25 protein-coding genes and 2 tRNA genes are annotated in these 22,553 nt (G+C 69.9%); 7 read left to right on the forward strand and 20 right to left on the reverse strand.

Translation table 11 applies throughout. From position 1 onward, the window contains the following. Positions 1-128: 128 nt before the first annotated feature. The 11 genes from VF557_09445 to VF557_09495 form a co-directional block, all read right to left on the reverse strand. A complete protein-coding gene (locus VF557_09445) occupies positions 129-1,178 on the reverse strand; it encodes a rod shape-determining protein (protein ID HEX8080422.1) in 1,050 nt (349 codons plus the stop codon). 241 nt (positions 1,179-1,419) lie between these two features. Next, positions 1,420-1,857: a nucleoside-diphosphate kinase gene (ndk, locus tag VF557_09450; protein HEX8080423.1), complete on the reverse strand. Its 438-nt coding sequence runs from the start codon at positions 1,855-1,857 to the stop codon at positions 1,420-1,422. 55 nt (positions 1,858-1,912) lie between these two features. Further along, positions 1,913-2,413 (reverse strand): DUF4233 domain-containing protein, encoded by a 501-nt coding sequence (locus VF557_09455; protein ID HEX8080424.1) that lies wholly within the window; start codon positions 2,411-2,413, stop codon positions 1,913-1,915. Continuing rightward, positions 2,410-3,786, reverse strand: coding sequence for a folylpolyglutamate synthase/dihydrofolate synthase family protein (locus VF557_09460; GenBank protein HEX8080425.1), 1,377 nt, complete (start codon positions 3,784-3,786; stop codon positions 2,410-2,412). The genes VF557_09455 and VF557_09460 overlap by 4 nt, the downstream gene beginning before the upstream one ends. Beyond that, a complete protein-coding gene (locus tag VF557_09465) occupies positions 3,783-6,458 on the reverse strand; it encodes a valine--tRNA ligase (GenBank protein HEX8080426.1) in 2,676 nt (891 codons plus the stop codon). Before VF557_09465 ends, VF557_09460 begins: the two co-directional genes overlap by 4 nt. A gap of 96 nt (positions 6,459-6,554) precedes the next feature. After that, positions 6,555-7,454, reverse strand: coding sequence for an RIO1 family regulatory kinase/ATPase (locus tag VF557_09470; protein ID HEX8080427.1), 900 nt, complete (start codon positions 7,452-7,454; stop codon positions 6,555-6,557). A gap of 272 nt (positions 7,455-7,726) precedes the next feature. Continuing rightward, positions 7,727-9,010: an ATP-dependent Clp protease ATP-binding subunit ClpX gene (gene clpX / locus VF557_09475; GenBank protein HEX8080428.1), complete on the reverse strand. Its 1,284-nt coding sequence runs from the start codon at positions 9,008-9,010 to the stop codon at positions 7,727-7,729. Positions 9,011-9,231: 221 nt separating this feature from the next. Then, positions 9,232-9,912, reverse strand: coding sequence for an ATP-dependent Clp protease proteolytic subunit (locus tag VF557_09480; protein HEX8080429.1), 681 nt, complete (start codon positions 9,910-9,912; stop codon positions 9,232-9,234). 13 nt (positions 9,913-9,925) lie between these two features. Next, entirely contained in the window at positions 9,926-10,504 is a 579-nt protein-coding gene (locus VF557_09485) for an ATP-dependent Clp protease proteolytic subunit (protein ID HEX8080430.1), read from the reverse strand. A 267-nt stretch (positions 10,505-10,771) separates the two neighbouring features. Then, on the reverse strand, positions 10,772-12,244 hold the full coding sequence (gene tig, locus VF557_09490) for a trigger factor (protein HEX8080431.1): 1,473 nt from the start codon (positions 12,242-12,244) through the stop codon (positions 10,772-10,774). Positions 12,245-12,340: 96 nt separating this feature from the next. Continuing rightward, positions 12,341-12,414 (reverse strand) — tRNA-Pro (locus VF557_09495). Between the two features lie 176 nt (positions 12,415-12,590). Here VF557_09495 and VF557_09500 point away from each other — a divergent pair. The 4 genes from VF557_09500 (at position 12,591) to VF557_09515 (ending at position 14,304) form a co-directional block, all read left to right on the forward strand. Beyond that, positions 12,591-12,661 (forward strand) — tRNA-Gly (locus VF557_09500). A 332-nt stretch (positions 12,662-12,993) separates the two neighbouring features. Further along, positions 12,994-13,548, forward strand: coding sequence for a hypothetical protein (locus VF557_09505; GenBank protein ID HEX8080432.1), 555 nt, complete (start codon positions 12,994-12,996; stop codon positions 13,546-13,548). Next, entirely contained in the window at positions 13,545-14,105 is a 561-nt protein-coding gene (locus VF557_09510; GenBank protein ID HEX8080433.1) for a hypothetical protein, read from the forward strand. The genes VF557_09505 and VF557_09510 overlap by 4 nt, the downstream gene beginning before the upstream one ends. Before the next feature lie 55 nt (positions 14,106-14,160). After that, positions 14,161-14,304: a hypothetical protein gene (locus VF557_09515; protein HEX8080434.1), complete on the forward strand. Its 144-nt coding sequence runs from the start codon at positions 14,161-14,163 to the stop codon at positions 14,302-14,304. 37 nt (positions 14,305-14,341) lie between these two features. Here VF557_09515 and VF557_09520 read toward each other — a convergent pair whose 3' ends face one another. From VF557_09520 to VF557_09540, 5 genes are all read right to left on the reverse strand, one after another. After that, positions 14,342-14,548 carry a hypothetical protein gene (locus VF557_09520; protein ID HEX8080435.1) on the reverse strand — a complete coding sequence of 69 codons (207 nt, stop codon included), beginning with the start codon at positions 14,546-14,548 and terminating at the stop codon, positions 14,342-14,344. Positions 14,549-14,596: 48 nt separating this feature from the next. After that, the gene (locus VF557_09525) at positions 14,597-14,851 is read right to left on the reverse strand and encodes a hypothetical protein (GenBank protein HEX8080436.1); all 255 of its coding nucleotides are present in this window, start codon (positions 14,849-14,851) and stop codon (positions 14,597-14,599) included. After that, the gene (locus VF557_09530) at positions 14,848-15,564 is read right to left on the reverse strand and encodes a GAF and ANTAR domain-containing protein (protein HEX8080437.1); all 717 of its coding nucleotides are present in this window, start codon (positions 15,562-15,564) and stop codon (positions 14,848-14,850) included. Before VF557_09530 ends, VF557_09525 begins: the two co-directional genes overlap by 4 nt. A gap of 97 nt (positions 15,565-15,661) precedes the next feature. Beyond that, positions 15,662-16,390, reverse strand: a complete 729-nt coding sequence (locus VF557_09535; protein ID HEX8080438.1) for a GAF and ANTAR domain-containing protein — start codon at positions 16,388-16,390, stop codon at positions 15,662-15,664. Positions 16,391-16,556: 166 nt separating this feature from the next. Continuing rightward, positions 16,557-17,423 carry a PhzF family phenazine biosynthesis isomerase gene (locus VF557_09540; GenBank protein HEX8080439.1) on the reverse strand — a complete coding sequence of 289 codons (867 nt, stop codon included), beginning with the start codon at positions 17,421-17,423 and terminating at the stop codon, positions 16,557-16,559. A gap of 300 nt (positions 17,424-17,723) precedes the next feature. Between VF557_09540 and VF557_09545 the strand changes: the two genes are divergently transcribed. Both VF557_09545 and VF557_09550 read left to right on the forward strand, forming a co-directional pair. Continuing rightward, a complete protein-coding gene (locus VF557_09545) occupies positions 17,724-18,533 on the forward strand; it encodes a phosphatase PAP2 family protein (GenBank protein ID HEX8080440.1) in 810 nt (269 codons plus the stop codon). Beyond that, complete coding sequence (locus VF557_09550; GenBank protein ID HEX8080441.1) at positions 18,533-19,876, forward strand: cytochrome P450; 1,344 nt, start codon at positions 18,533-18,535, stop codon at positions 19,874-19,876. The genes VF557_09545 and VF557_09550 overlap by 1 nt, the downstream gene beginning before the upstream one ends. Here the strand turns inward: VF557_09550 and VF557_09555 are convergent. Beyond that, positions 19,859-20,452, reverse strand: a complete 594-nt coding sequence (locus VF557_09555) for a hypothetical protein (GenBank protein HEX8080442.1) — start codon at positions 20,450-20,452, stop codon at positions 19,859-19,861. The genes VF557_09550 and VF557_09555 overlap by 18 nt on opposite strands. 110 nt (positions 20,453-20,562) lie before the next feature. Between VF557_09555 and VF557_09560 the strand changes: the two genes are divergently transcribed. Next, a complete protein-coding gene (locus tag VF557_09560; GenBank protein ID HEX8080443.1) occupies positions 20,563-20,961 on the forward strand; it encodes a hypothetical protein in 399 nt (132 codons plus the stop codon). A 4-nt stretch (positions 20,962-20,965) separates the two neighbouring features. Here the strand turns inward: VF557_09560 and VF557_09565 are convergent, their stop codons facing one another. From VF557_09565 to VF557_09575, 3 genes are all read right to left on the reverse strand, one after another. Next, entirely contained in the window at positions 20,966-21,427 is a 462-nt protein-coding gene (locus VF557_09565; protein ID HEX8080444.1) for a ribose-5-phosphate isomerase, read from the reverse strand. A 96-nt stretch (positions 21,428-21,523) separates the two neighbouring features. Further along, positions 21,524-21,871, reverse strand: a complete 348-nt coding sequence (locus VF557_09570) for a DUF952 domain-containing protein (protein HEX8080445.1) — start codon at positions 21,869-21,871, stop codon at positions 21,524-21,526. A 9-nt stretch (positions 21,872-21,880) separates the two neighbouring features. Beyond that, positions 21,881-22,504 carry a DsbA family protein gene (locus VF557_09575; protein ID HEX8080446.1) on the reverse strand — a complete coding sequence of 208 codons (624 nt, stop codon included), beginning with the start codon at positions 22,502-22,504 and terminating at the stop codon, positions 21,881-21,883. Positions 22,505-22,553: the final 49 nt, after the last annotated feature.

Genomic DNA, 22,553 nt, shown 5'->3' on the forward strand with positions numbered 1-22,553 from the left:
CGCCCTATCCCTGCCGGCGCAGCCGCGTGACGGCGGTGCTCATCTCATCGGCGATGCTCATGTCGACGGCGGTGCTCATCGTTACGGCGGTGCTCATGAATACCCGGTGCATCGACAGCCGCGTCGCCTCAACGGCGGTGTCCGTCGACGACGACCTTGTGCAGGGACTCGAACTGCTCGACGACGGTGGCGGTGCCCAGCACCACCGAGTCCAGCGGCCGGTCCGCGACCAGCACCGGAATGCCGATCTCGTGCTGCAGCCGGGCGTCCAGGCCGCGCAGCAGCGCGCCGCCGCCGGTCAGCACAATGCCCCGGGTCACCAGGTCACCGGCAAGTTCCGGCGGGCAGCGGTCCAGGGTCGAGCGGACCGCCGCCACGATCCGGTTGATCGGCGCGCTCATGGCGTGGCGCAACTCCTCGGCCGAGACCGCGACGTTGCGGGGCAGGCCGGTCGCCACGTCCCGGCCCCGGATCTCGGCCCGCACCGGACCGGCTATCGGAAAGGCCGAGCCGATCGAGATCTTGAGCTCCTCGGCGGTGCGCTCGCCGATCAGCATCGAGAACTCCGAGCGGATGTGATCGACGATCGCCCGGTCCAGGGCGTCACCGGCGACCCGCAGGCTGGTGCTGGACACGATCCCGGCGAGGGCGATGATGGCGACCTCGGTGGTGCCGCCGCCGATGTCGATCACCATCGAGCCGGAGGCCTGGCTGACCGGCAGGCCGGCGCCGATCGCGGCGGCCATCGGCTCGGAGATGATGTGCACCCGCCGGGCGCCGGCCGCGTAGGCGGACTCGCTGACCGCCCGTTGCTCCACCGAGGTGATCCCGCTCGGCACGCAGATCACCACCCGGGGGCCGGCGAAGGCCCGCCGGCCGATCACCTTGCGGACGAAGTAGCGCAGCATCTCGGCGGTGATGTCGTAGTCGGCGATCACGCCGTCCTGCAACGGCCGCACTGCCCGGATGTGGCCCGGCGTCCGGCCGATCATCCGCTTGGCCTCGGCTCCGACGGCGACCACCGCCTTGGTGGTGGTGTCGATCGCCACCACCGACGGCTCGTTGAGCATGATGCCGCGACCCCGTGCGTAGACAAGGGTATTCGCCGTTCCGAGGTCGACCGCCAGATCACCGCCGAGCAGGTCGCCGCCCAGCAGCGACATCGGGGTGAATGCCATGGGAACCTTCGTTCGCGGTGCGCCGCCGGATGAAACCGGTGTTACTGATGTGAATGAACGTCCCGATCGTAGGGGCGGGGCCGGCCTATTGGCCGTTGCGACTCGCCCGTGCAGACATCGGAAAGCGCCTGGCGTCGCCGATCGCGCGGCTGACACCCCGGCCGGCACAGCTGATCGCGCCCCGCGACCCGGGCCGTGGCGGGCGAAGGCGAGGAACAGGCCGAGAAACTAAGCGGTTTCCTCAGCCGACGTGCTCGCCGAACCAGAGCGCGATCTCACGCGTGGCCGAATCGGGTGAGTCCGAGCCGTGCACGAGATTCTGCTGGACCTTCAGGCCCCAGTCGCGGCCAAGGTCACCGCGAATGGTGCCCGGCAGCGCCACGCTCGGATCGGTGGCGCCGGCCAGCGCCCGAAAGCCCTCGATGACCCGTTGGCCCTCGGCCACCACGGCCACCACCGGGCCGGAGGACATGAACTCGACCAGCGGCTGGTAGAACGGCTTGCCGACGTGCTCGGCGTAGTGCTGGGCCAGCAACGCCTCATCGGCCGAGCGCTGCTGCAACGCCACGATGCGGTAGCCCTTGGCCTCGACCCGGGCCAGGATCACCCCGGTCAGGTTGCGGGCCACCCCGTCCGGCTTGACCAGGATCAGGGTGCGTTCCACGGCTGCGTCAGTCACCGCGCCACCCTATCCCGCTCCGGCAGCGCCGTTCGGACTCAGGTGACGTTCGGACTCAGGTGATCAGCATCCGCCAGCCCTTTGGCGTGCCCAGCCAGATCCGCCTGGTGCGCAACAGGTACAGCCACAGCAGCAGGAAGATCACCACCACCACGGCCAGCGCCGGGACGAGCAGGATGGTGCCGGCCAGCACGACCTGCAGGATCGAGCCGAACGCGATTCCCCACGGCCGGGTGAGCATGATCGCGCAGCCGACCAGCACCGCGGCCAGGCCCACCAGCAGCAGCGTCTTGGTGGTCGACACCCCCTCCGGGGTGTTGGCGATGCCGCGCGGCACCAGCAGCACCCAGAACGCCTCCAGGCACAGCAGCGCGGCCAGCCCGCCACGGGTGGCCCGGTTGGCCCGGTGCAACCGCTGGGCTTCGCGTTCCTCGGCCGTCATTGTCGGCGGCTGCGGCTTCGTCAGGTCCACGGGCTGGGTCGAACCAGCCTCGTCGCGCCGGTCGGCGGTCGGGTCGTCGCGCCGGTCGGCGGTCGGGCCCTCGGGCCGGCTCATCCTCGCACCTCGCCGAGCAACATGCGGGCCTCCCCCGCGGTCACCACCGAACCAGTCACCAGTACCCCCGCTCCCGCCAGCACTCCGTCAGCATTGTCCTCGGCCAACCGCACCGCGGTCTCGATCGCATCGTCCATGCGCGGTTCGACGGTAACCCGGTCGGGGCCGAAAATCTCGACCGCGACGGCTGCCAGCGCGTCGGCGGGCACCGCCCGGCTCGAGGAGTTCTGGGCGATCACCACCTCGTCCAGCACCGGCTCCAGGATCTCCAGCGCGCTGCGGACGTCCTTGCCCTCCAGCATCGCCACCACCCCGATCAGCTGCCGAAAGTCGAAGCTCTCGACCAGCGCCTCGACAGTGGCCCGCATCCCGGCCGGATTGTGGCTGGCGTCGACCAGGACGGTGGGCGCCGAGCGCAGCGCCTCCAGCCGTCCCGGCGAGCGGACCGCCGCGAAGGCGGCGCGCACGATGTCGGCGTCGAGCGGCCCGGAGTTCGCGCCCACGCCGAAGAAGGCCTCTACCGCGGCAAGCGCGCAGGCGGCGTTCTGGGCCTGGTAACCGCCGTGCAGTGGCAGGAAGACCTCGTCATAGACACCGCCCAGGCCCTGGATCCGCAGCACCTGGCCACCGACGGCCAGCCGGCGCTCTATCACCCCGAACTCCAGCCCCTCGCGGGCCACCGCGGCGCCGACCTCGGTGGCCCGGCGGATCAGCTCGGCGGCCGCCTCGACGGGCTGGGCGGCCAGGATCGCCGAGGCGCCGGCCGTGATGATGCCGGCCTTCTCGGCCGCGATCTCGGCCACCGTCTCGCCCAGCAGCTCGGTGTGGTCCAGCGCGACCGGGGTGATGACCGCGACCCCGGCGTCCAGCACGTTGGTGGCGTCCCACGCGCCGCCCAGCCCCACCTCGACCACCGCGACATCGACCGGGGCGTCGGCGAAGATGGCCAGCGCCAGGCCGGTGAGCGCCTCGAAGAAGGTCATCTTGATGTCCGAGGCGTCGTCCACCATCTCCAGGTACGGCTCGATCTCGGTGTAGGCGTCGGCGAACAAGCCGTCGGCCACCGGCTCGCCGTCGAGCACGATCCGCTCGGTCACCCGGGACAGGTGCGGGCTGGTGTAGCGGCCGGTGCGCAGTCCGAAGCCGCGCAGGAGCTCATCGACCATTCGGGCCGTCGAGGTCTTGCCGTTCGTCCCGGTCAGGTGGATCGCGCGGTAGCTGCGCTGGGGCTGGCCCAGGACGTCCATCAACCGGTCGATCCGGTGCCGGGAGGGCCCGATCTTGGACTCGCCCCAGCGGGCCAGCAGCCGGGCCTCGACGTCGGCCAGCCGTTGCCGGTCGAGCTGTTTGCCGCTCCGGTCGGCCGCGGTCATGACCGCGGCAGCCGGGTCAGGGCCTCGTCGATGCGCGCCAGATCGGCCACCGCGGCGGCGTTGCGAGCCCGGATCGATTCCACCACCTCGGGTTTGGCGTTGGCCAGGAAGGCGTCGTTGGCCAGTTTCTTGCCGGTCTGCTCCAGCTCCTTGCCGGCCACCGCCCGGTCCCGGCTCAACCTGGCCCGTTCGGCCGCGACGTCCACCGCGGTGGACAGGTCCAGCTCCACCGTGGCGCCGGCGGCGAGCTCCAGCGTCGCGGTCGGGGTGAAGTCGTCGGCGGGCTCGGCCAGCCGCAGCAGTTTGCGGATCTGCGGCTCGTACCCGCCGAGCCCGGCGAACCGGGCTGGAACGCGCTGCGCGGGCTTGACGCCCTGCGCGCCCAGGAACTGCCGGATCTGCACCACCTTGGTCTGCAGCTGCCCGAGGTCGTCCTCGGCGGCCTTATCCAGCCGGGACTCCTGGAACCGCGGCCAGTCGGCGATCACGACCGACTCGCCGCCGGTCAGCGCCGTCCACAGCGCCTCGGTGACGAAGGGCGTCAGCGGGTGCAGCAACCGCAGCAGGCCGTCGAGCACCTCGCCGAGCACCCGCCGGGTCACCGCGGCCGCGGCCTCGTCGGCCAGTGACACCTTGGCCAGTTCCAGGTACCAGTCACACACCTCGTCCCAGGCGAAGTGGTAGAGCAGGTCGGCGACCTTGGCGAACTCGTAGTCGGCGTAGTAGGCATCCACCTCGGCGATCACCCGGTTCAACCGGGAGATGATCCAGGCGTCGGGGCCGCTGAGGCGCCGCGGCAGCTCGCCCTCGGTGGTGGCGCCGTTGAGCAGCGCGAAGCGGGTGGCGTTCCACAGCTTGTTGCAGAAGTTGCGGGCGCCGGCGATGTTGTCCTCCGACACCGGGACGTCGGCCCCTGGATTGGCGCCCCAGGCGAAGGTGAACCGGAGCGCGTCGGTGCCGTAGGCGTCCATCCAGGCCAGCGGGTCGACCGAATTGCCTTTGGACTTGGACATCTTCTTGCCGAACTGGTCGCGGACCATGCCGTGCAACATGATGGTTTTGAACGGCACCGCCTCGCTGGCCTCGACGTCCGGCCCGTCCATCGCGTACAGGCCGAACATCATCATCCGGACCACCCAGAAGAACAGGATGTCGTAGCCGGTGACCAGCACCGAGGTCGGATAGAACTTGGCCAGGTCGGCGGTGTGCTCGGGCCAGCCCAGGGTCGAGAACGGCCACAGGCCGGAGGAGAACCAGGTGTCCAGGACGTCGGGATCCTGCCGCCAGCCCGGGCCGGTCGGCGGTCGCTCGTCCGGGCCGAGACAGCGCACCTCACCGTCAGGGCCGTACCAGACCGGGATCCGGTGCCCCCACCACAGCTGCCGGCTGATGCACCAGTCATGCAGGTTGTCGGTCCAGCCGAAGTAGCGGGCGGCCATCTCAGGTGGGCTGATCCGGACCCGGCCGTCGCGCACCGCGTCCCCGGCGGCCTTGGCAAGTGGCTCCACCTTCACGAACCACTGCAGCGACAGCCGCGGCTCGATCGGCTCGCCCGAACGCTCGGAGTGACCCACCGAGTGCAGGTAGGGCCGGCGCTCGGCGACGATCCGGCCCTGCTCGCGCAGCCGCTCGCGCACCGCGACCCGCGCGGTGAAGCGGTCCATGCCGTCGAACTCGGTGCCGGTGGCCTCGATCCGGCCCTGCTCGTCCAGGATCGAGATCATCGCCAGCCCGTGCCGCCGGCCGATCTCGAAGTCGTTCGGGTCGTGCGCCGGGGTCACCTTCACCGCCCCGCTGCCGAACTCGGGGTCGACGTGCTCGTCGGCGATGATCGGGATCATCCGGCCGGTCAGCGGCAGCTCGACCAGGGCGCCGATCAGCTGCCGGTAGCGCTCGTCGGCCGGGTGCACGGCCACCGCGGTGTCGCCCAGCATGGTCTCGACCCGGGTGGTCGCCACCACGATCGAGGGGCCGGAGCCGTCGAGTGAGCCGTAGGTCATCGACACCAGCTCGCCCTGGACCTCGCGGTGATCCACCTCGGCGTCCGACAGCACCGAGCCGAGCACCGGCGACCAGTTCACCAGCCGTTCGGCGCGATAGATCAGGCCGTCGTCAAAGAGCCGCTTGAACATGGTCTGGACGGCCCGGCACAGGCCCTCGTCCATGGTGAACCGCTCGCGAGACCAGTCAACGCTCTCGCCGAGCCGGCGCATCTGGGCCAGGATGGCGCCGCCGTGCTGCTCCTTCCAGCTCCAGACCCGGTCGATGAAGGCGTCGCGGCCCAGCTCTTTGCGGTTGGTGCCCTCCTCGGCCAGGGCCCGCTCGACCAGCGCGTGCACCGCGATGCTGGCGTGGTCCATGCCCGGCAACCAGAGCGTCTCGAAGCCCTGCATCCGGGCGCGGCGGGTGAGGACGTCAATCAGGGTGTGCTCGAAGGCATGCCCGATATGCAGGCTGCCGGTGACGTTGGGCGGCGGAATGACGATGGTGAACGGCGGCTTGTCCGACCCAGCGTCGGCGGTGAAGTAGCCGCGCCGCACCCAGTGCTCGTAGAGCGGAGCCTCCACCGAGGCCGGAAGGTACTGGCTCGGCAGCTCGGCGCCGCCGGACGGCTGGGTCTGCTGGGTCTGCTGGGTCTGCTCCCCGGCGGGTGGCGGCACGGTGTCGGTCACCCTTGAATCCTACGGATGCCGGTGAAGGCGGTTTCGGCTGCGTGCGGGTCAGGCCGTCTGGCCGCCGCCGGCCGCCACCGGCGCCCCGCTACGAGGTCAGAATTGGGCGAAGGCCAGCCCCACCAGCTCCCCGAACATCTCTTCGGGGTCACAGCTGTAGCCGTGCGAGGTGAACCAGGTGCAGACGTTGCGGCAGTCCCGCTGCAGGTACTGCATCCCGTTGGGGTTGGACACCACGTCGACCACCTGCGGCAGGTCGATCAACACCACCCGGCCGTTATCGACCAGCAGGTTGTAGGCCGACAGGTCACCGTGCGCCTGGCCGTTGGCGGCCAGCGCCCGCATGGCGTCGGCAATCTGGGCGAACAAGTCGGCCAGCTCCGCCCGACCAGCCCTGACCTGGGCCAGCCGGGGAGCGGCCACCCGGCCGGTGCCGATGAACTCCATCAGGATCTCGGTGCCGTCGACCTGCACCGGGTAGGGCACCGGCACCCCGAGCGTCCAGAGCTGGCACAGCGCCTGGAACTCGGCAAGCGCCCACTGCCCGGCCAGCACCTGCACCCCGTACCGGCTGCGCGCCTGCATGGCCCGCTGGTCGCGGCTGCGGCGCACCGTGCGGCCCTCCAGGTAGCCGCCGTCGCGATGAAAGGTGCGATGCTCGCGGTCGCGGTAGCGCTTGGCCGCCAGCAACGACACCTGGTCATCGCTGCCCGGCACGGCACGCTCGATCAAGAAGACATCGGCTTCCTTGCCGGTTTTGAGCACGCCGAGCTCGGTGTCCATGGCGGCATCGGAGGTGATCACCCAGGACGGCCTGGGATGTGGACCCCGGGCGCCCTTGATGACCGAGGACCAGGTGGACCAACGCTGGCCCTCACCTGGCTCATCGACCTGTTGAAAGTCGAAGGACAGCGCGGCAGGGCTGACGGGGGGTGGGGAAGTCGCCGGTGGTACGGCGGAGGTGAAGACGTGCGAACGAGCGGGTTCAGGTAACAACGGAAGTTGGCTCCTCGAAAGGCGAGGCAGCCGGGGCAGGCCAGTGGCCTAGCGGGATGCCTCGAAGACGACAGGGGACGCGGAAAGCCCCAGGACCGGGATGAACATTTCGACGCCTCCTTCATTCGAGGACCAGCGGACCTGACGTCCGCGGCAGCTCTGACGACTATGACGCAGTCAGGGCAGGGTGAGCAACCGAATTAAAGCGACCGGCTCCAGGCCATCTCACGGGCCGGGGACAGCCAGGCGGACGGAAGGCCTGGCGGGCCGGCTCAGGCGGACTTCTCCTGCGGCGGGGCAGGGATCTCGGCCCGGGGAACCAGGGTCGGGTACACGTGCTCGAGCACGGTCTCGGCGGTGATGACGACCTTGGCGACGTCCTCGCGGGAGGGCACCTCGTACATCACCGACAGCAGCACTTCTTCCATGATCGCGCGCAGGCCACGGGCGCCGGTCCCCCGCTTGACCGCCTGGTCGGCGATGGCCTCCAGGGCGTCGTCAGCGAATTCCAGCTCGACGCCGTCAAGCTCGAAGAGCCGGGCGTACTGCTTGACCAGGGCGTTCTTCGGCTCGGTGAGGATCTCGATCAGCGCGGCCCGGTCCAGCGGGCGGACGGTGGTGATCACCGGCAGCCGGCCGATGAACTCAGGGATCAGCCCGAACTTCATCAGATCCTCGGGCATCACCTCGGCGAAGCCGTCCCGGGTGTCGATCTCGAACTTGGTCTTGAGCTCGGCTCCGAAGCCCAGGCCCTTCTTGCCCACCCGGCCTTCGATGATCTTGTCGAGGCCGGCGAAGGCGCCGCCTACGATGAACAGCACGTTGGTGGTGTCGATCTGGATGAACTCCTGGTGCGGGTGCTTGCGCCCGCCCTGTGGCGGAACCGCGGCCGAGGTGCCTTCGAGGATCTTCAGCAGCGCCTGCTGCACGCCCTCGCCCGAGACGTCGCGGGTGATCGACGGGTTCTCCGACTTGCGGGCGATCTTGTCGACCTCGTCGATGTAGATGATCCCGGTCTCGGCGCGCTTGACGTCGTAGTCGGCGGCCTGGATCAGCTTGAGCAGGATGTTCTCGACGTCCTCACCGACGTAGCCTGCCTCGGTTAGAGCGGTGGCGTCAGCGATCGCGAACGGGACGTTGAGCATCCGCGCCAGGGTCTGGGCCAGCAGCGTCTTGCCCGAGCCGGTGGGGCCGAGCAGCAGGATGTTGGACTTGGCCAGCTCGACGTTGGACTCCGAGCGCTTGCCGGTGCCCTCGCCGCCGGCCTGAACGCGCTTGTAGTGGTTGTAGACAGCGACCGCCAGGGTGCGCTTGGCCTGGTCCTGGCCTACCACGTAGGAGTTCAGGAACTCGCAGATCTCGCTGGGCTTGGGAAGCTCGTCGAAGCTGAACTCGGTGTTGTCCGACAGCTCCTCTTCGATGATCTCGTTGCAGAGGTCGATGCACTCATCGCAGATGTAGACACCGGGCCCAGCGATCAGCTTCTTGACCTGCTTCTGGCTCTTTCCGCAGAAAGAACACTTGAGCAGATCGCCACCGTCACCTACACGCGCCACCCGATGTACTCCTTACGCCCGGTGCTACCTATGGACTTTCCGGCTAACAGCTGGTCCACACGGAGCAGCGCCGGTTAAAACGCTACCCCGTGCGGGCCGAGAAGTCGCTGGTTTAGCTGCGTGTCCCGTTTGCACCACCGCCCCCGAGGCGCCGATTGACGCCTTGGGAGCGGCTTGGCCGACGCTCTAACCACATCGGCAGGCGCAGCGCATCCAGGAGATCAGTCGTTGCTGAGCTTGCGGGTCGTGATCACGGCGTCGACGATGCCGTAGTCCTTGGCCTGCGGAGCCGTCAGGATCCGGTCCCGCTCGATGTCGAGCTTGATCTGCTCGACGGTCTGGCCGGTGTGGTTGGACAGGATCTCCTCGAGCAGACCCCGCATCCGCAGGATCTCGTTCGCCTGGATCTCGAGGTCGGTGACCTGGCCCTGGCCCTCTCCGGAGGGCTGGTGGATCAGCACCCGGGAGTGCTCCAGGGCGAACCGCTTGCCCTTGGTGCCGGCCGCCAGCAGCACCGCGGCGGCCGAAGCCGCCTGGCCCATGCAGTAGGTCTGGATCTCGGGTCGGACGTAGCTCATCGTGTCGTAGATGGCGGTCAACGCGGTGAACGAGCCACCCGGTGAGTTGATGTAGATCAGGATGTCGCGGTCGGGATCGGTGGATTCCAGGCAGATCAGCTGGGCGATCACGTCGTTGGCCACCACGTCGTCGATCGGCGCGCCGAGGAAGATGATGCGCTCCTCGAACAGCTTGTTGTAGGGGTTGGACTCCTTCATCCCGTAGTTGGTGCGCTCGACGAAGGAGGGCAGCACGTACCGGCTGGAGGGCAGCCGGCCGTTACCGGCGGCCCGTCCTGCCGGACTGGCCCAGCCGGCGCTGCCGGGGGTGTAGAGCTCGCTCATGGTGTCCTCTCCCTTACGCCGGCGCCGGGGCGGAGCCGTTGCTCATCTGAGCGACCCGGCTGACCACGTGGTCGACGAATCCGTATTCCAGCGCCTGCTGGGCGGTGAACCAGCGGTCGCGCTCGGAGTCGGCCTGGACCTGCTCGACGGTCTGGCCGGTGTGCTCGGCGATCAACTTGGCCATCTCGGCCTTGGTCAGCCTGAACTGCTCGGCCTGGATCGCGATGTCGGAGGCGGTGCCGCCGATGCCGGCCGACGGCTGGTGCATCATGATCCGCGCGTGCGGCAGGGCGTAGCGCTTGCCGCGCTGGCCGGCGGAGAGCAGGAACTGGCCCATCGAGGCGGCCATGCCCAGGGCGTAGGTCGCCACGTCGCACTCGACGAACTGCATGGTGTCGAAGATCGCCATACCGGCCGACACCGAGCCGCCCGGGGAGTTGATGTAGAGGTTGATGTCACGGCTGGAGTCCTCGGCCGAGAGCAGCAACAGCTGCGCGCACAGCCGGTTGGCGATGTCGTCATCGACCACCTGGCCGAGGAAGATGATCCGGTCGCGGAGCAGCCGGTCATAGATCGAGTCGTTGAGGTTCATGCCGGCGCCGGGACTGCGGGCCTCGAGGATCCGGATCGGCTCCGAACGAGCGCTGGCGCCGGCACGGTCGAACCCGGCGTGCTGTCCGCGCTGGGCGTCAATGGGGCTCACTGGTTTTCCTTTCCGTCAAAGTTGGATCTGCCTCGACCCTAATGGCCCGGTCCGACAGACAGTGCTGGCAGACCGCGACGTTCGCTCAGGGCATGAAAGGCGGTCCCGGGCCTGCGGCGCCGGGCGCCGAGCCGGCGCCTGGTGGTGCGGACGTGGCTATTCGCCGGCGTGCCGGCCGGTGGCCGGCGCGTCGTCGGCCGGCTGCTCATCGGCCGCGGAGTCCTCGCCGGCGCCCGGCCGGCCGGCAGCAGCCTCGGCGGCGGCCACCTGCTCGGCAGCGTCCTCGAGCTCGTCGAGGTCGGCCTGGCCCTGCGGGGTGGCCAGGGTGGACAGGTCGACCGGGTTGCCGGAGGCGTCGGTCACGTTCGCCGACTCCAGCACGGTGGCCAGCGCCTTGTTGCGGCGCACGTCAGCCACCAGCGCGGCGATGTTGCCGGCCTGCACGATCTGGTCGGCGAACTCCTGCGGCGCCATGTTGTAGCGCTGGGCCTGGCGCACGATGTACTCGGTCAGCTCGGCGTCAGAGACCGACACCGCCTCGGCGTCGGCGATCGAGTCCAGGATGAACTGGGTCTTCACCGCCCGCTCGGCGACCTCGCGCAGCTCGGCGGTGAACTCCTCTTTGGTCTTGCCCTCGGTCTCGAGGTAGCGCTCGAAGGCCGAGTCGTCGTGGCCGAGCTGGTGCACCACGTCGTGCTCGCGCCAGTCGATCTCGGCCTGCACCGCTGACTCGGGCAGCGGCACCTCGGTCTGGGACACCAGCAGCTCAAGCACCTTGTCGCGGGCCTCAGCGCCCTGGCCGAGCACCTTGACCCGGTCCAGCCGGGACCTCAGGTCAGCCTTCAGCTCGTCCAGGGTGTCGAACTCCGAGGCCAGCTGGGCGAAGTCGTCGTCTGCCTCGGGCAGCTCGCGCTCCTTGACCGAGTTGACCACCACCGTGATCTCGGCGGTCGAGCCCGCGTGCTCGCCGAAGGCCAGGTTGGAGGTGAAGACCGCCGAGTCGCCGGCCGACTTGCCGAGGATCGCCTCGTCCAGGCCCTCGATCAGGTTGCCCGAGCCGACCTCGTAGGACAGCCCCTGGGCCGAGCCGCCCTCGACCTCGACGCCGTCGACCGTGGCGGTGAGGTCGAGTGAGACGAAGTCACCGGTGCGCACCTCGCGCTCGACGCCCTTGAGGGTGCCGAACCGGGCCCGCAGCTCGTCGAACTGCTCGGAGATCTCCTCCTCGGTGACGGCGGCGTCGGCCACCGTCACGGCGAGGCCGTCGTAGGCCCCGACGGCGATCTCGGGGCGGACGTCGACCTCGGCGGTGAAGGCCAGGTGGTCGTTGTCCTCCAGGGTGGTGACCTCGATCTCGGGCTGCCCGAGCGCCTTGACGCCGGTCTCGCGGACCGCGTCCGAGTAGGCCTTGGGCAGCGCCTTGTTGATCGCCTCCTCCAGCACGGCGGCCCGTCCGACCCGCTGGTCGATGATCCGGGCCGGCACCTTTCCGGGACGGAAGCCTGGCACCCGGACCTGGGCGCCGATGGCCTTGTAAGCCTCGTCCAGGCTGGATTTCAGCTCGTCAAAAGGCACCTCGACCGCGAGCTTCACGCGGGTCGGGCTCAGGGTTTCGACGCTGCTCTTCACGGTGTGCTCTTCGCTCCTCGGCAGGTAACTCAGTGGTGTCAGGCGATGGTGCCCGGTCGGTCTTCGTGCATGGCGGACATGTGCGAATCAAGCTCGTCGGGGTGACAGGATTTGAACCTGCGGCCCCTCGCTCCCAAAGCGAGTGCGCTACCAAGCTGCGCTACACCCCGGCACTTGAACCAAGCCGCAATTCCAGCCGCCTGGCATGGCACACGTACCGATCGGCCAGTGTACGGGTGTTCGATCAGGCCCTGGGCACACGCTAGGCTGTCGGGGCAGCTCGTGAGTCGGCCGCGCTGGAAATCCTCACGCTGGGCAGCCCGGCCGGCCAGGACTCACGAGCTTCGCGGGTGTAGCTCAATGGTAGAGTCTCAGTCTTCCAAACTGATTGTGCGGGTTCGATTCCCGTCACCCGCTCACCGCCCTGACCGCCCCCGTCGGTTCACTCTGGCAACCTCCGTGTCGCACAATAGTTCCCGGCTGGGAAGTATTCCTTGACGCCCGTTAATATGCGTCGCATAATTATTCCGATTACGGAACTATTGTGAGACGGAGCAGGGCGGGTGGACTGGATAAGCGTGGCCGAAGCAGCGCACGAACTAGGGGTCAGCCCACGTCAGGTGCGGCACCTTGTCGAGTCGGGTGCCTTGCCGGCCCACCGTCTCGGTCAAGCATGGCTCTTGCCCGCCGAGGCGGTGCGCGCTCGGGCTCGCCACGCTCCTTCGCCTGGTAGGCCCCTCTCAGCTCCGATGGCATGGGCCCTGCTGTGGGTCGTGCACGGCCTGCTTGAGCTGCCCGAAGCTGCCGACGCCAAGGAGGTCAACGAGCTGTTCCAGGCGATCGATGATCGTCGGGTGCGCCACCGCGTCCGGCGCATGCTCGCTGACCCCCAGGCTGCTGGGCGATGGGAGCACTGGTTGGCGGGCCGGGCGGCGCGGCGGCGGCTATGGGCGCATCCTGGCGTGTTGGACCGCTTGGCTGCCGATCCCCGCCTACGGCCAGGTGGCGGTTTCGCGGCCGCGGCACAGGGCGTTGGCATCGCCGTATCACCGCCGCGGCGGTTCTACCTCGACGCAGACGTGCTCAAGGCGGTCCTTGCCGATTACCGCGCCCAAGACGATCCACAAGGCCCGGTCGAGTTCATGATCATCCCCTCGAACGTTCCCGCCGCGGTGCGGATACCCGCCGGCCGTCCGGTGCCGCTTGCGGTTGCCTTGGCCGACCTCCTCGAATCCGACGACGCGCGGGAACGCCATGCCGCAGCCGAGCGACTGCAACGACTCGCATTGGCGGGCCCGGCGTGATCGAACTCCTCGAGGTGACACCGGCCGCCGAAGAAGGCTGGTGGCTACTGTTCGAGCTCGCCGAGGACAACGGCGAGGATTGGCTGTTGGTGGGCGGCCAGATGATGTTCCTGCTGGCTGCCGAACACCACGCCCGGCTGCCCCGCGCAACTGTCGACGTTGACGTGGTCGTCAATGTCCGGGCGCTTCCCGGCGGCACTCAATGGTTGTCAGCCTGGCTGACCAAGCGTGACTTCGAGCAGGAAACCCCGAGCGCTGACGGGATTCCCACCGTTTCAGCCGCCCGGCCAATCCTGGGCCGGGCCGTGTTGTCTTCGACGTACTCGCACCGGAAGGACTCGGGCAGCGGTCCAGCCTTCTCACCGTGCCACCGGGGAGAACGGTCGAAGCCCCCGGCACGACGCAGGCATTCCGTCGCAGTGAGCTGGTCGACGTCGCGGTATCCGGCCTGCCCGACCGGGGCCGGCGGAATGGACGTGTCCGGCGACCCAACCTGCTCGGGGCGCTGGTCGCCAAAGCAGCGCGGCGACAGAGATTCGGGTACGGCAGAACCCTGAGCGCGATTGGCAGGACGCCGCGCTTCTGCTCACTCTCATACCGGATCCACTGACGGTGGCGGAAGAACTCACCGCGAAGGACCGCAGACGTCTTGCCCGGTTGCGTCCACTGCTGGAGCGCGAGCACATCGGCTGGGCGACCTTAACCGCCGAGGACCACCGACTTGGGGCGGCCACGCTGTCCTTCCTCGTGGCCTAGTTGCCCTTTTCGTGGCCTAGACGCCCCGCCTGGCGGACTACCCGCGCGGCTGGGGTGAGGTCGAGGCGCTGCCCTGGTCGTCCTCGGTGGCCTGCTCACCGGTCAGGGCCTGCTCCACGCCCGCGCCCAGCGTGCTCGCCGGACCGCCGAGGTCATCGGAGCCGCCGGGCCGGCGCTCGGTCAGCTGCTGCTCATCCGGGTCGGCGTTCTCGACGTCGGGACGGGACTGCCGCGGGTCAGTCATCGCGGATGCCTTTCGGTGGAAACTGCCGGCGTGGCTTGCCGGGTGGCGTCACTCGGCGACAGCGGGGTCGCGGTAACCGACCGGGTGGTCCTGGCCCAGCTCGATGAAGTACTCGTTCAGCGCCTGCGCGATCAGGTTGTGCTGGTGGTCATCGGGCACCAACAGCCCGAGCACGTAGGCCTCGAGCTCCAGCTCACCGATGGTGCCGCTGACCGAGATGTGGCGCAGCCACAGCTCCGGGTAGCTCATGCCCGACAGCCGCATGCCGTCCTGCAAGCTCATGCCGGATTCGGTGGAAGTCAAGGCGCGACCTCCGCTTCGCCTGCCCGGAGCACGTCGTGGGCGACCTCGAAGATGCTGCGGCGCTGCGCCCGCGAGCGCCGGATCAGCAGGGTCATGGCGTCGGACCGGCTCAGTGAACCTCGGGCCATCAATGCCTCCTCGGCCTCGGTTATCAGCCGCGCCCTCGCCTGCGCGGCCTCGATCCGGCCGGCCGACACCGGCACGGCGATGGCCTGACCTGCCAGCTCCGGACGCGCCATCAGGGCCGACACGCAGCGCGCCAGCAGGTGCGCCACCGCCTGCGGCCGTTCGGCGTCGAAGGCGTAGCGCGAGGAGCCGTAGACGTTGATGGCCGAGGGCAGATCCGGGCCGGTCAGCGGCAGTGAGATCGAGCTGCGCACGCCACGCGCGATGGCTGCCTCGGTGAAGCCGGGAAACCGGTCGCGATCGGTCTCGGCGTCGAACTGATGGTCACGGCGCTTACGAGCGGCCGCCATGCAGGGGCCGTCTCCGGACTCGTACTGCGCCCGGTCAAGATCCAGCGCCAGGTCGTCGGAGAACACCGGGGTGTGGTAGCGGTCACCGTCAATGGTGGTGACGCTGCAAGCCACCGCGTCCGGCGCGATGTCGCGCCCGAGTTCGACGGCCCGCCTCAGCAGCACGGCCGGGTCCGATGCGGATTTCGGCTCAGCCGCAGCACTCAGCAGCTCTGCCCATTGTTGATGCGTGTTCACTTTCCCACCCTCGCAACAAGGCACGGTGTCGGCACACCCCTGCCTGCCAGGATACCCAATGGCTACCGCTCAGGTGGCAGGCGCTCGTCTGCCCGGGTCAGCCCTGGGACCGCGCGCCCGCCCGGCTCGGTAGTGGCGGCAACTCCAGAACACCTGTCTCGGTCACATCCAGCGCGACGTCGGCCAGCTTGCGATGCCCGTGCTGGCTGGCCATCCGCAGCAGGTCGAAGGCTTGGGACTGGGTGACCTTGTACTGGTTCATCAACACCCCCATGGCCACGCCGATGCCACGATTGCTCTGCAGCGCCCGCTCCAGGTGAAACACCTGCTCGTGCAGCCGGGCGCTGGCCGTCGCTGACGAGGCGTGCGTGGCCAGCAGGACCGCCACCGACTCGTCGGAGGGGTCGAAGGCATCGGGCAGCGCCGAGTACAGGTTCAGCGCGGCCACCAGGTCGTCGTCTTCCAGGAACAACCGCACCGAGAGCATGCTGTGGATGCCGTGCTCGGCCGCGGCCCGCCGGCCGAACTCAGGCCACCGCTGGTCACCAGCGAGCTCGCCGGTGCGGTAGACGCATTTCTGCAGGGCCGCGTCGACGCACGGCCCGCTGCCCAGGTCGTACTGGATCTGATCGACTCGCGGCGGCAGCTCGCTGGTGCTGGCGACGGTCTCGAACCGGCCGCGCCGGCCACGACTGACCGCCGCGTGCTGCGCCGCCGGCAGCAGCTTCACACTGCGAGCCGTGATCAGGCCGAGGGTGCCGTCCAGCCCTCGCTCGGACAGCAGCTCGCGGCCAAGGTCGGAGAACAGTTGGGCCAGTTCAGCCACGGACCGCGTCGTCCAGGGCGAGTTCTCAAGCACCATCAGGGGCTCGCTTTCCCGCGGCGCCGCCCGGCACGAGCGCAGCGTGATCTGAAAAATCTAGCTGCGAAGCTACTCCACTGTGGCCCTGTCACGCTTCTTCACCCACGCCGGGTCAGGGCTGGACGGCCGCTCAGTCGATCGAGATGACCGTTCCGGTGACCGCCACCGAGGCAACGCCGGCCTGCAGTTCGACGATCAGCTCGCTGGGCCGCCCGATCTGGGCGCCCTGCTCGATCCGCAGCCGGGCCGGCGGCCGCACGACGCCCAGGGCCGCCAGGTAGGAGCCGTATGCCGCGGCCGCCGCGCCGGTCGCCGGGTCCTCGACCACGCCGCCGGCCGGGAACGGGTTGCGGGCCAGGTGCTCGACGGGGCTGAGCTGGAAGACCAGGCTGACCGTGGTCCAGCCCTGCTCGGCGCACAGGCCCTGCAGCGCGGCGAAGTCATAGCTCATGGTCTCCAGGGTGCGACGCTCGGCCAGGCCCAGGATCAGGTGCCAGGCCCCGGCGTAGGACAGCACCGGCGGCAGCCCCGGATCCAGCACGTCCGGAGACCAGTCGAAGCAGTCCAGCGCCTGCCGCAGCGCCGCCGGGTCGACCGGCTGCTGCCGGGCCGCGATGCTGGTCAGCCGGGTCCACCACCGCCCCGAGGGGTGCTGGCCGGTGCTCAGCGACACCGGGCCGGCCGCGGTGTCCAGCGCCAGGTCACCGGCGCCCAGCGCGCTGCCCAGGGCCGCGCCCAGCGCCACCGTGGCATGGCCGCAGAAGGGCACCTCGGCCAGCGGGGAGAAGTAGCGCACCGCGTAGTGGCGCCGGCCGGCGACCGGCGGCCCGTCGATCACGAACACCGTCTCGGAATAGCCGACGTCCCCGGCGACGGCCAGCATGTCCTGCTCGCTCAACTCCCGGGCGTCGAGCACCACCCCTGCCGGATTGCCGCCTTCGCCGTCCAGCGCGAAAGCGCTCAACCGCAACACCGCCACCTCAGCCGCACCGCTCATGGCCGCACCCTAACTCCAGCGCAGTGTCGCAACTCCAGGCACATTGTCGGTTGACGTCGCGCTGCCGGCTTCTGCGACAATTCTCGGGGCCACGACGCCGGAACCGCACAGCGGTTTCGGCGTCTCGCCTGCCGGCTTGGCTGCGACTAGCCTCGACACCGGCCGCCAGGCAGCGAGGGAGGCGTCGGTGACCCGGGAACCGATCCAGATATGTTCGAATAACGCATGAGCTTGAACCGCGGACTGATCAAGGCGGCTTCGAGCACCCCTCCCCCACCAGCCGGCCGAGGCGCTGTCGCGGTGGTCCGGCGGCCCCGGATCATCGGTGAGCTGGCGGTCCTGCTGGTGTTGCTGTGGGTCTATGACCTCATCCGTGGCCACGCCGACGTCCGCGAAGTGGCCGCGCTGCGCAACGGCCAGCAGCTGCTCCACTTCGAGCGCTGGCTGGGAATCGACATCGAGCTGGCGGCGAACCTGTGGACCACCCAGCAGACGGCGCTGTCGCTGGCGGCCAGCTACTGGTACCAGTTCACCCACCTGTCGATGACCCTCGGGGTGCTGGTGTGGTGCTGGTGGCGACGGGCCGGCAGCTACCGGCGGGCCCGCAACGCGCTGGTGCTGACCAACGTCTTCGGCCTGTGCTTCTTCATGCTCTACCCGGTCGCGCCGCCGCGGTTCCTGCCCGGCTTCGGCTTCGTCGACTCGGTGGCCAACGCCGGCTTCGGGCCCACCCACGGCGGCCCGGTGACCGCCGACCAGTTCGGCGCCTTCCCGTCCCTGCACCTGGCCTGGGCGGTCTGGACCGCGGTGGTGGCGCACCGGCTGGTCCGCTCCACCGCACTGCGCTGGCTGTGGCTGTGCTACCCGGTGATCACCGCGGTGGTGGTCGTGGTGACCGGCAACCACTACCTGCTCGACGTGCTGGCCGGCGCCCTGATCGCGCTGGCGACGCTGGCGATCGCGCACCGGATCCCCCGCCGGCGCAGCGATGACCGGCACCGGCCGAGCGGGTTGCCCACCGGCCGGGCGGGTCAGGCCAACCTCACCCGGCTCAAGACCTTCCTCGGCGCCAGCGACCGCGAGCTCGAGCCGTCCCGGCGCGACCGGTAGTGACGGGCCGGGCCGGGACGGAAGCCGGCGCGCCCACCCTGCCCGGCGCGCCCACCCTGCCTGGCCCGAGGCTGCCGATCGCGGTGCAGACCCTGCTGTTCGGCAGGTACCGGCAACGCTGGCTGCCCAGGCTGCGCCGGCGCTACGGCGACAGCTACCTGATCCGGCTGGCGCCGCACCGGCGGCGGCTGGTGGTGCTCAGCCGGCTCGCTGACGTCAGGACGGTGTTCGCGGGTTCGGCCAGCGTCTTCCACGCCGGCGAGGGCAACGCCATCCTGCGCCCGATCATGGGCAAGCACTCGGTGCTGCTGCTCGACGAGGGCGAGCACCTGCGAATCCGGCAACTGCTGATGCCGGCCTTCCACGGCGCCTCGCTGCGCGGCTACCGGCAGCTGATCACCGAGCTGACCCGGGCCGAGGTGGCCGGCTGGCCGACCGGGCGGCCGGTGCGGCTGCACCAGCGGATGCAGGCGCTGACCCTGGAGATCATCCTTCAGGTGGTCTTCGGCGTCACCGACCAGGGCCGGCTGGCCGAGCTGCGGCCGGTGGTCGGCCGGGTCGTCGGCGTCAACCCGGTGATCATGCTGGGCTGGTTCTACCCGCGGCTGCGCCCGCTCTGGCCGTGGCGCAGGTTCACCGACATCCGGCGGGACCTGGACCGGGTGCTCTACGCCGAGATCGCCGCGCGCCGCCAGGCCGGTGACCTGGGCAGCCGTCCCGACGTGCTGTCCCAGTTGCTGCGGCTGGCCGGCCCCGGTGTGGCGCTCACCGACGCCGAGCTACGGGACAACCTGGTCACCTTGCTGCTGGCCGGGCACGAGACCACCGCCACCGCCCTGGCCTGGGCCTTCTGCGAGCTGGCACGCGACCCCGAGCTGCTCAGGCAGGCCCAGCAGGCCGCCGACGCCGGCGACGAGAACTACCTGCAGGCGCTGGCCAAGGAGTCGATGCGGTTGCACCCGGTCCTCTACCAGGTGGCCCGGCGGGTGACCGAGCCGGTCGAGCTGGGCGGCTACCTGGTGCCGGCCGGGACCACCGTGGTGCCCGCCATCGGGCTGCTGCACGCCGACCCGCGCCATCATGACGATCCCACCCGCTGTGACCCCGGACGCTTTCTCGGCGGCCAGCCGGCCGTCGGCAGCTGGATACCGTTCGGAGGCGGTGACCGGCGTTGCCTGGGCGCCGGCTTCGCGCTGCTGGAGGCCAGCGTGGTGCTGGGCGAGGTGCTGCGCCGTTACGACCTGAGTGCCGGGGCGTCCCGGCCCGAGCGGGCCAAGGCCCGCCACATCACCCTGGCCCCCAGCCGGGGAGCGCGGGTGACGCTGTCACGACGAACCGGTTGAGACTCCCGTCCGGCTGGGCTGGTGGCTCGCATGCCACCGGCCGGCATGCCACCGCCTCGCATGCGACAAGCTTGCCTGGGCCGGCCGCCCGCCGGATCTGCCGGCGACCACGGTCCAGCCGGCCGGCACCGGCGGCAGCTGCGCCTGCACCAGCAGCCGGTCCCGGATCAGGCCCAGCACCGTTTCGGCGCTGACCTGCCTGAGCCCGAGCCGATCCCGGCGCCGCGCCTGGATCAGCGCGACCAGCGCGGTGACCGCCACCATTACCAAACCTGACTCCGACAGCTGAGCCGGATCCGGCCCGTGCGCGAGGACGACCAGGCCCAGGCAGAGCGCCGCGGTCACCAGCAGCGCCAGCATCGCCCGCTGGCCGAGCGCCAGCGACGACAGCACCACCATGACGGCGATCAGCGCTGCCATCTCGACCGGGCTGCCGTCATCCAGCAGCGCCCAGCAGGCGCCCAGCAGCAGCGCCAGCACCGCTAGCACCGCGAGCACGCGCTGGGAAGGCCGCTTGGCGCGGGCCCGGAGCCGGCGCGCGTGGCCACTCAAGCTGTCGGGGAATGCCGCGGTCATGGTGACGCTCACCGTAGTGAGCAACGACCTGGCCGGTAGCGAAGCGGTACCGATCTGTTACGGAGCGTGTCCGCTTTCGCCAGCTGTGACCGTTCGGGCAGGATGGGCAGATGACTGAAGCCCAGGACCGGCCCAGGCGTCGCCGCCGGCCACGCCGATCGGCTGACGAGCCGGCCGGTCAGGGCAGCGAGGCCGGCTCTGCCGGGCAGGCCGGCTCAGCCGGAGCGAGGCAGGGCCAGCCGGCCGAACAGAACCCGGCCGGGCGCCGCTCCGGCAATTCGGGCGCCGGCCGCCGTGAGGACTCAGGCCGCGGCCGGGACTCCGAGCGCGGGCACGGCCGGGACTCCGAGCGCGGTTGGCGTGAGCTGGCCGGCAGCTCGCCGTCCCAGGTGGGTCTGAACGGCGCGCTGCGCGCCCGGGAAGTGGCCAGGCCAACCGCGGAGGATCTGGCCGCCGCCGAGCGCTCCGTGGTGGTGGTGCGGCGGCAGTGGCAGCCGCCGGAGGCCTGAGGGCTCAGCCGGGCAGCGTGCCGCTCTGCTCGAACGCGCTCAGCATGCCGATCCGCCGGACATGGCGGGGGTCCTCGGAGAATGCCGTGTTCACGAACGCGTCGACGATGGACAGCGCGGCGTCCTGGCTGTGCAGCCGGGCGCCGAGGCCCAGCACGTTGGCGTCATTGTGCTGGCGCGCCAGGATCGCGGTCGGCAGGTCATAGCCCAGCGCGGCCCTGGCGCCGGTGACCTTGTTGGCCGCGATCTGCTCACCGTTGCCGGAGCCGCCCAGCACGATGCCGAGGCTGCCGGGGTCGGCCACCACCCGCTGGGCGGTGCCGATGCAGTACGGCGGGTAGTCGTCCTCGGGCTCGTAGGTGTGCGGCCCGCAGTCGGTGACCTCGTGCCCGGCGGCCCTCAGATGCTCGACCAGCACGCCTTTCAGCTCAAATCCGGCATGGTCGCTGCCCAGGTAAACGCGCATGCCGGCAATCGTGCCAGCCTAGGCAGGCACCGGGGTGGCCGGGCGCCGGTTGACGAGCCGGCCCGTCGAGCTCTCCTCGGGCCGAAGGCTGAGACCTCAGTCCGGCTGAAAGCCGAACTGCCCGTCGGACAGCGTGCTCAACCGGTGCTCGGCGACTGCCGCCGAGGTGGGAATGGGGCCGTACACATGAGGAAACTCCTCATCGGAGCCGTAGAGGTCCTCATCCACCACCCGCTCGGCCAGCCGCGCCGGGTCGACCTCGATCACCAGCAGGTCGTCCCGGCCGCGGAACCTGGCGTTGGCGGTCCTGGCCACCTGGTCGCGGTAGGAGAAGTGCACGAAGCCCTCCTGCTCCAGCGACGGCGGGCGGTAGCTGCCCTGGGCGCAGGCCGCCCGCCAGTCGGCGTCGGCCACGATGTGAAAGATCCTCGGCGTGGCTGCCACAGCCGTGGCTCAGTCGAACCGGGGGGCTTCGGTGCGAGTCCGCTTCAGCTCGAAGAAGTACGGGTAGTCGGCCAGCAGCCGGGTGCCGTCCCAGATCTTGACGGCGTCCTCGCCACGCGGGATCCGGGTCAGGACGGGGCCGAAGAAGGCCACCCCGTCGACGTGGATGACCGGCGTGCCCACCTCGAAGCCGACCGCGTCCATTCCCTCGTGGTGCGACTTGACCAGGGCCTCGTCGTAGTCCTCGGAGTCCGCGGCGTCGGCCAGCGACTCGGGCAACCCGACCTCGGTCAGCGCTTCCACGAGCGCCTGCCGGTCCAACTCGCGCTCCTGGTCGTGGCGCTTGGTTCCCAGCGCGGTGTAGAGGTCGCGCAGGCTGGCGTTGCCGCTGTGCTGCTCGGCGGCGATCGCGACCCGGACCGCTCCCCAGGCCCGATCCATCATCGCGCGGTAGTTCTCGGGAAGGTCGCGGCCCTCGTTCAGCACCGACAGCGACATCACGTGAAAGCTCAGCTCGATGTCGCGTTGCTTCTCGACCTCCAGGATCCACCGCGAGGTGACCCAGGCGAAGGGGCACGCGGGATCGAACCAGAAATCGACCTTCGCCCTGCTCTGCGTCGTGCCTGTCGTCATAGTGCAGCCCCCTGATCCATTAGTCGATGTGTGAAAAGATGCCCCTCAT

Source organism: Jatrophihabitans sp. (genome assembly GCA_036389035.1).
In the GTDB taxonomy this organism is placed as follows: Bacteria; Actinomycetota; Actinomycetes; order Mycobacteriales; family Jatrophihabitantaceae; genus Jatrophihabitans_A.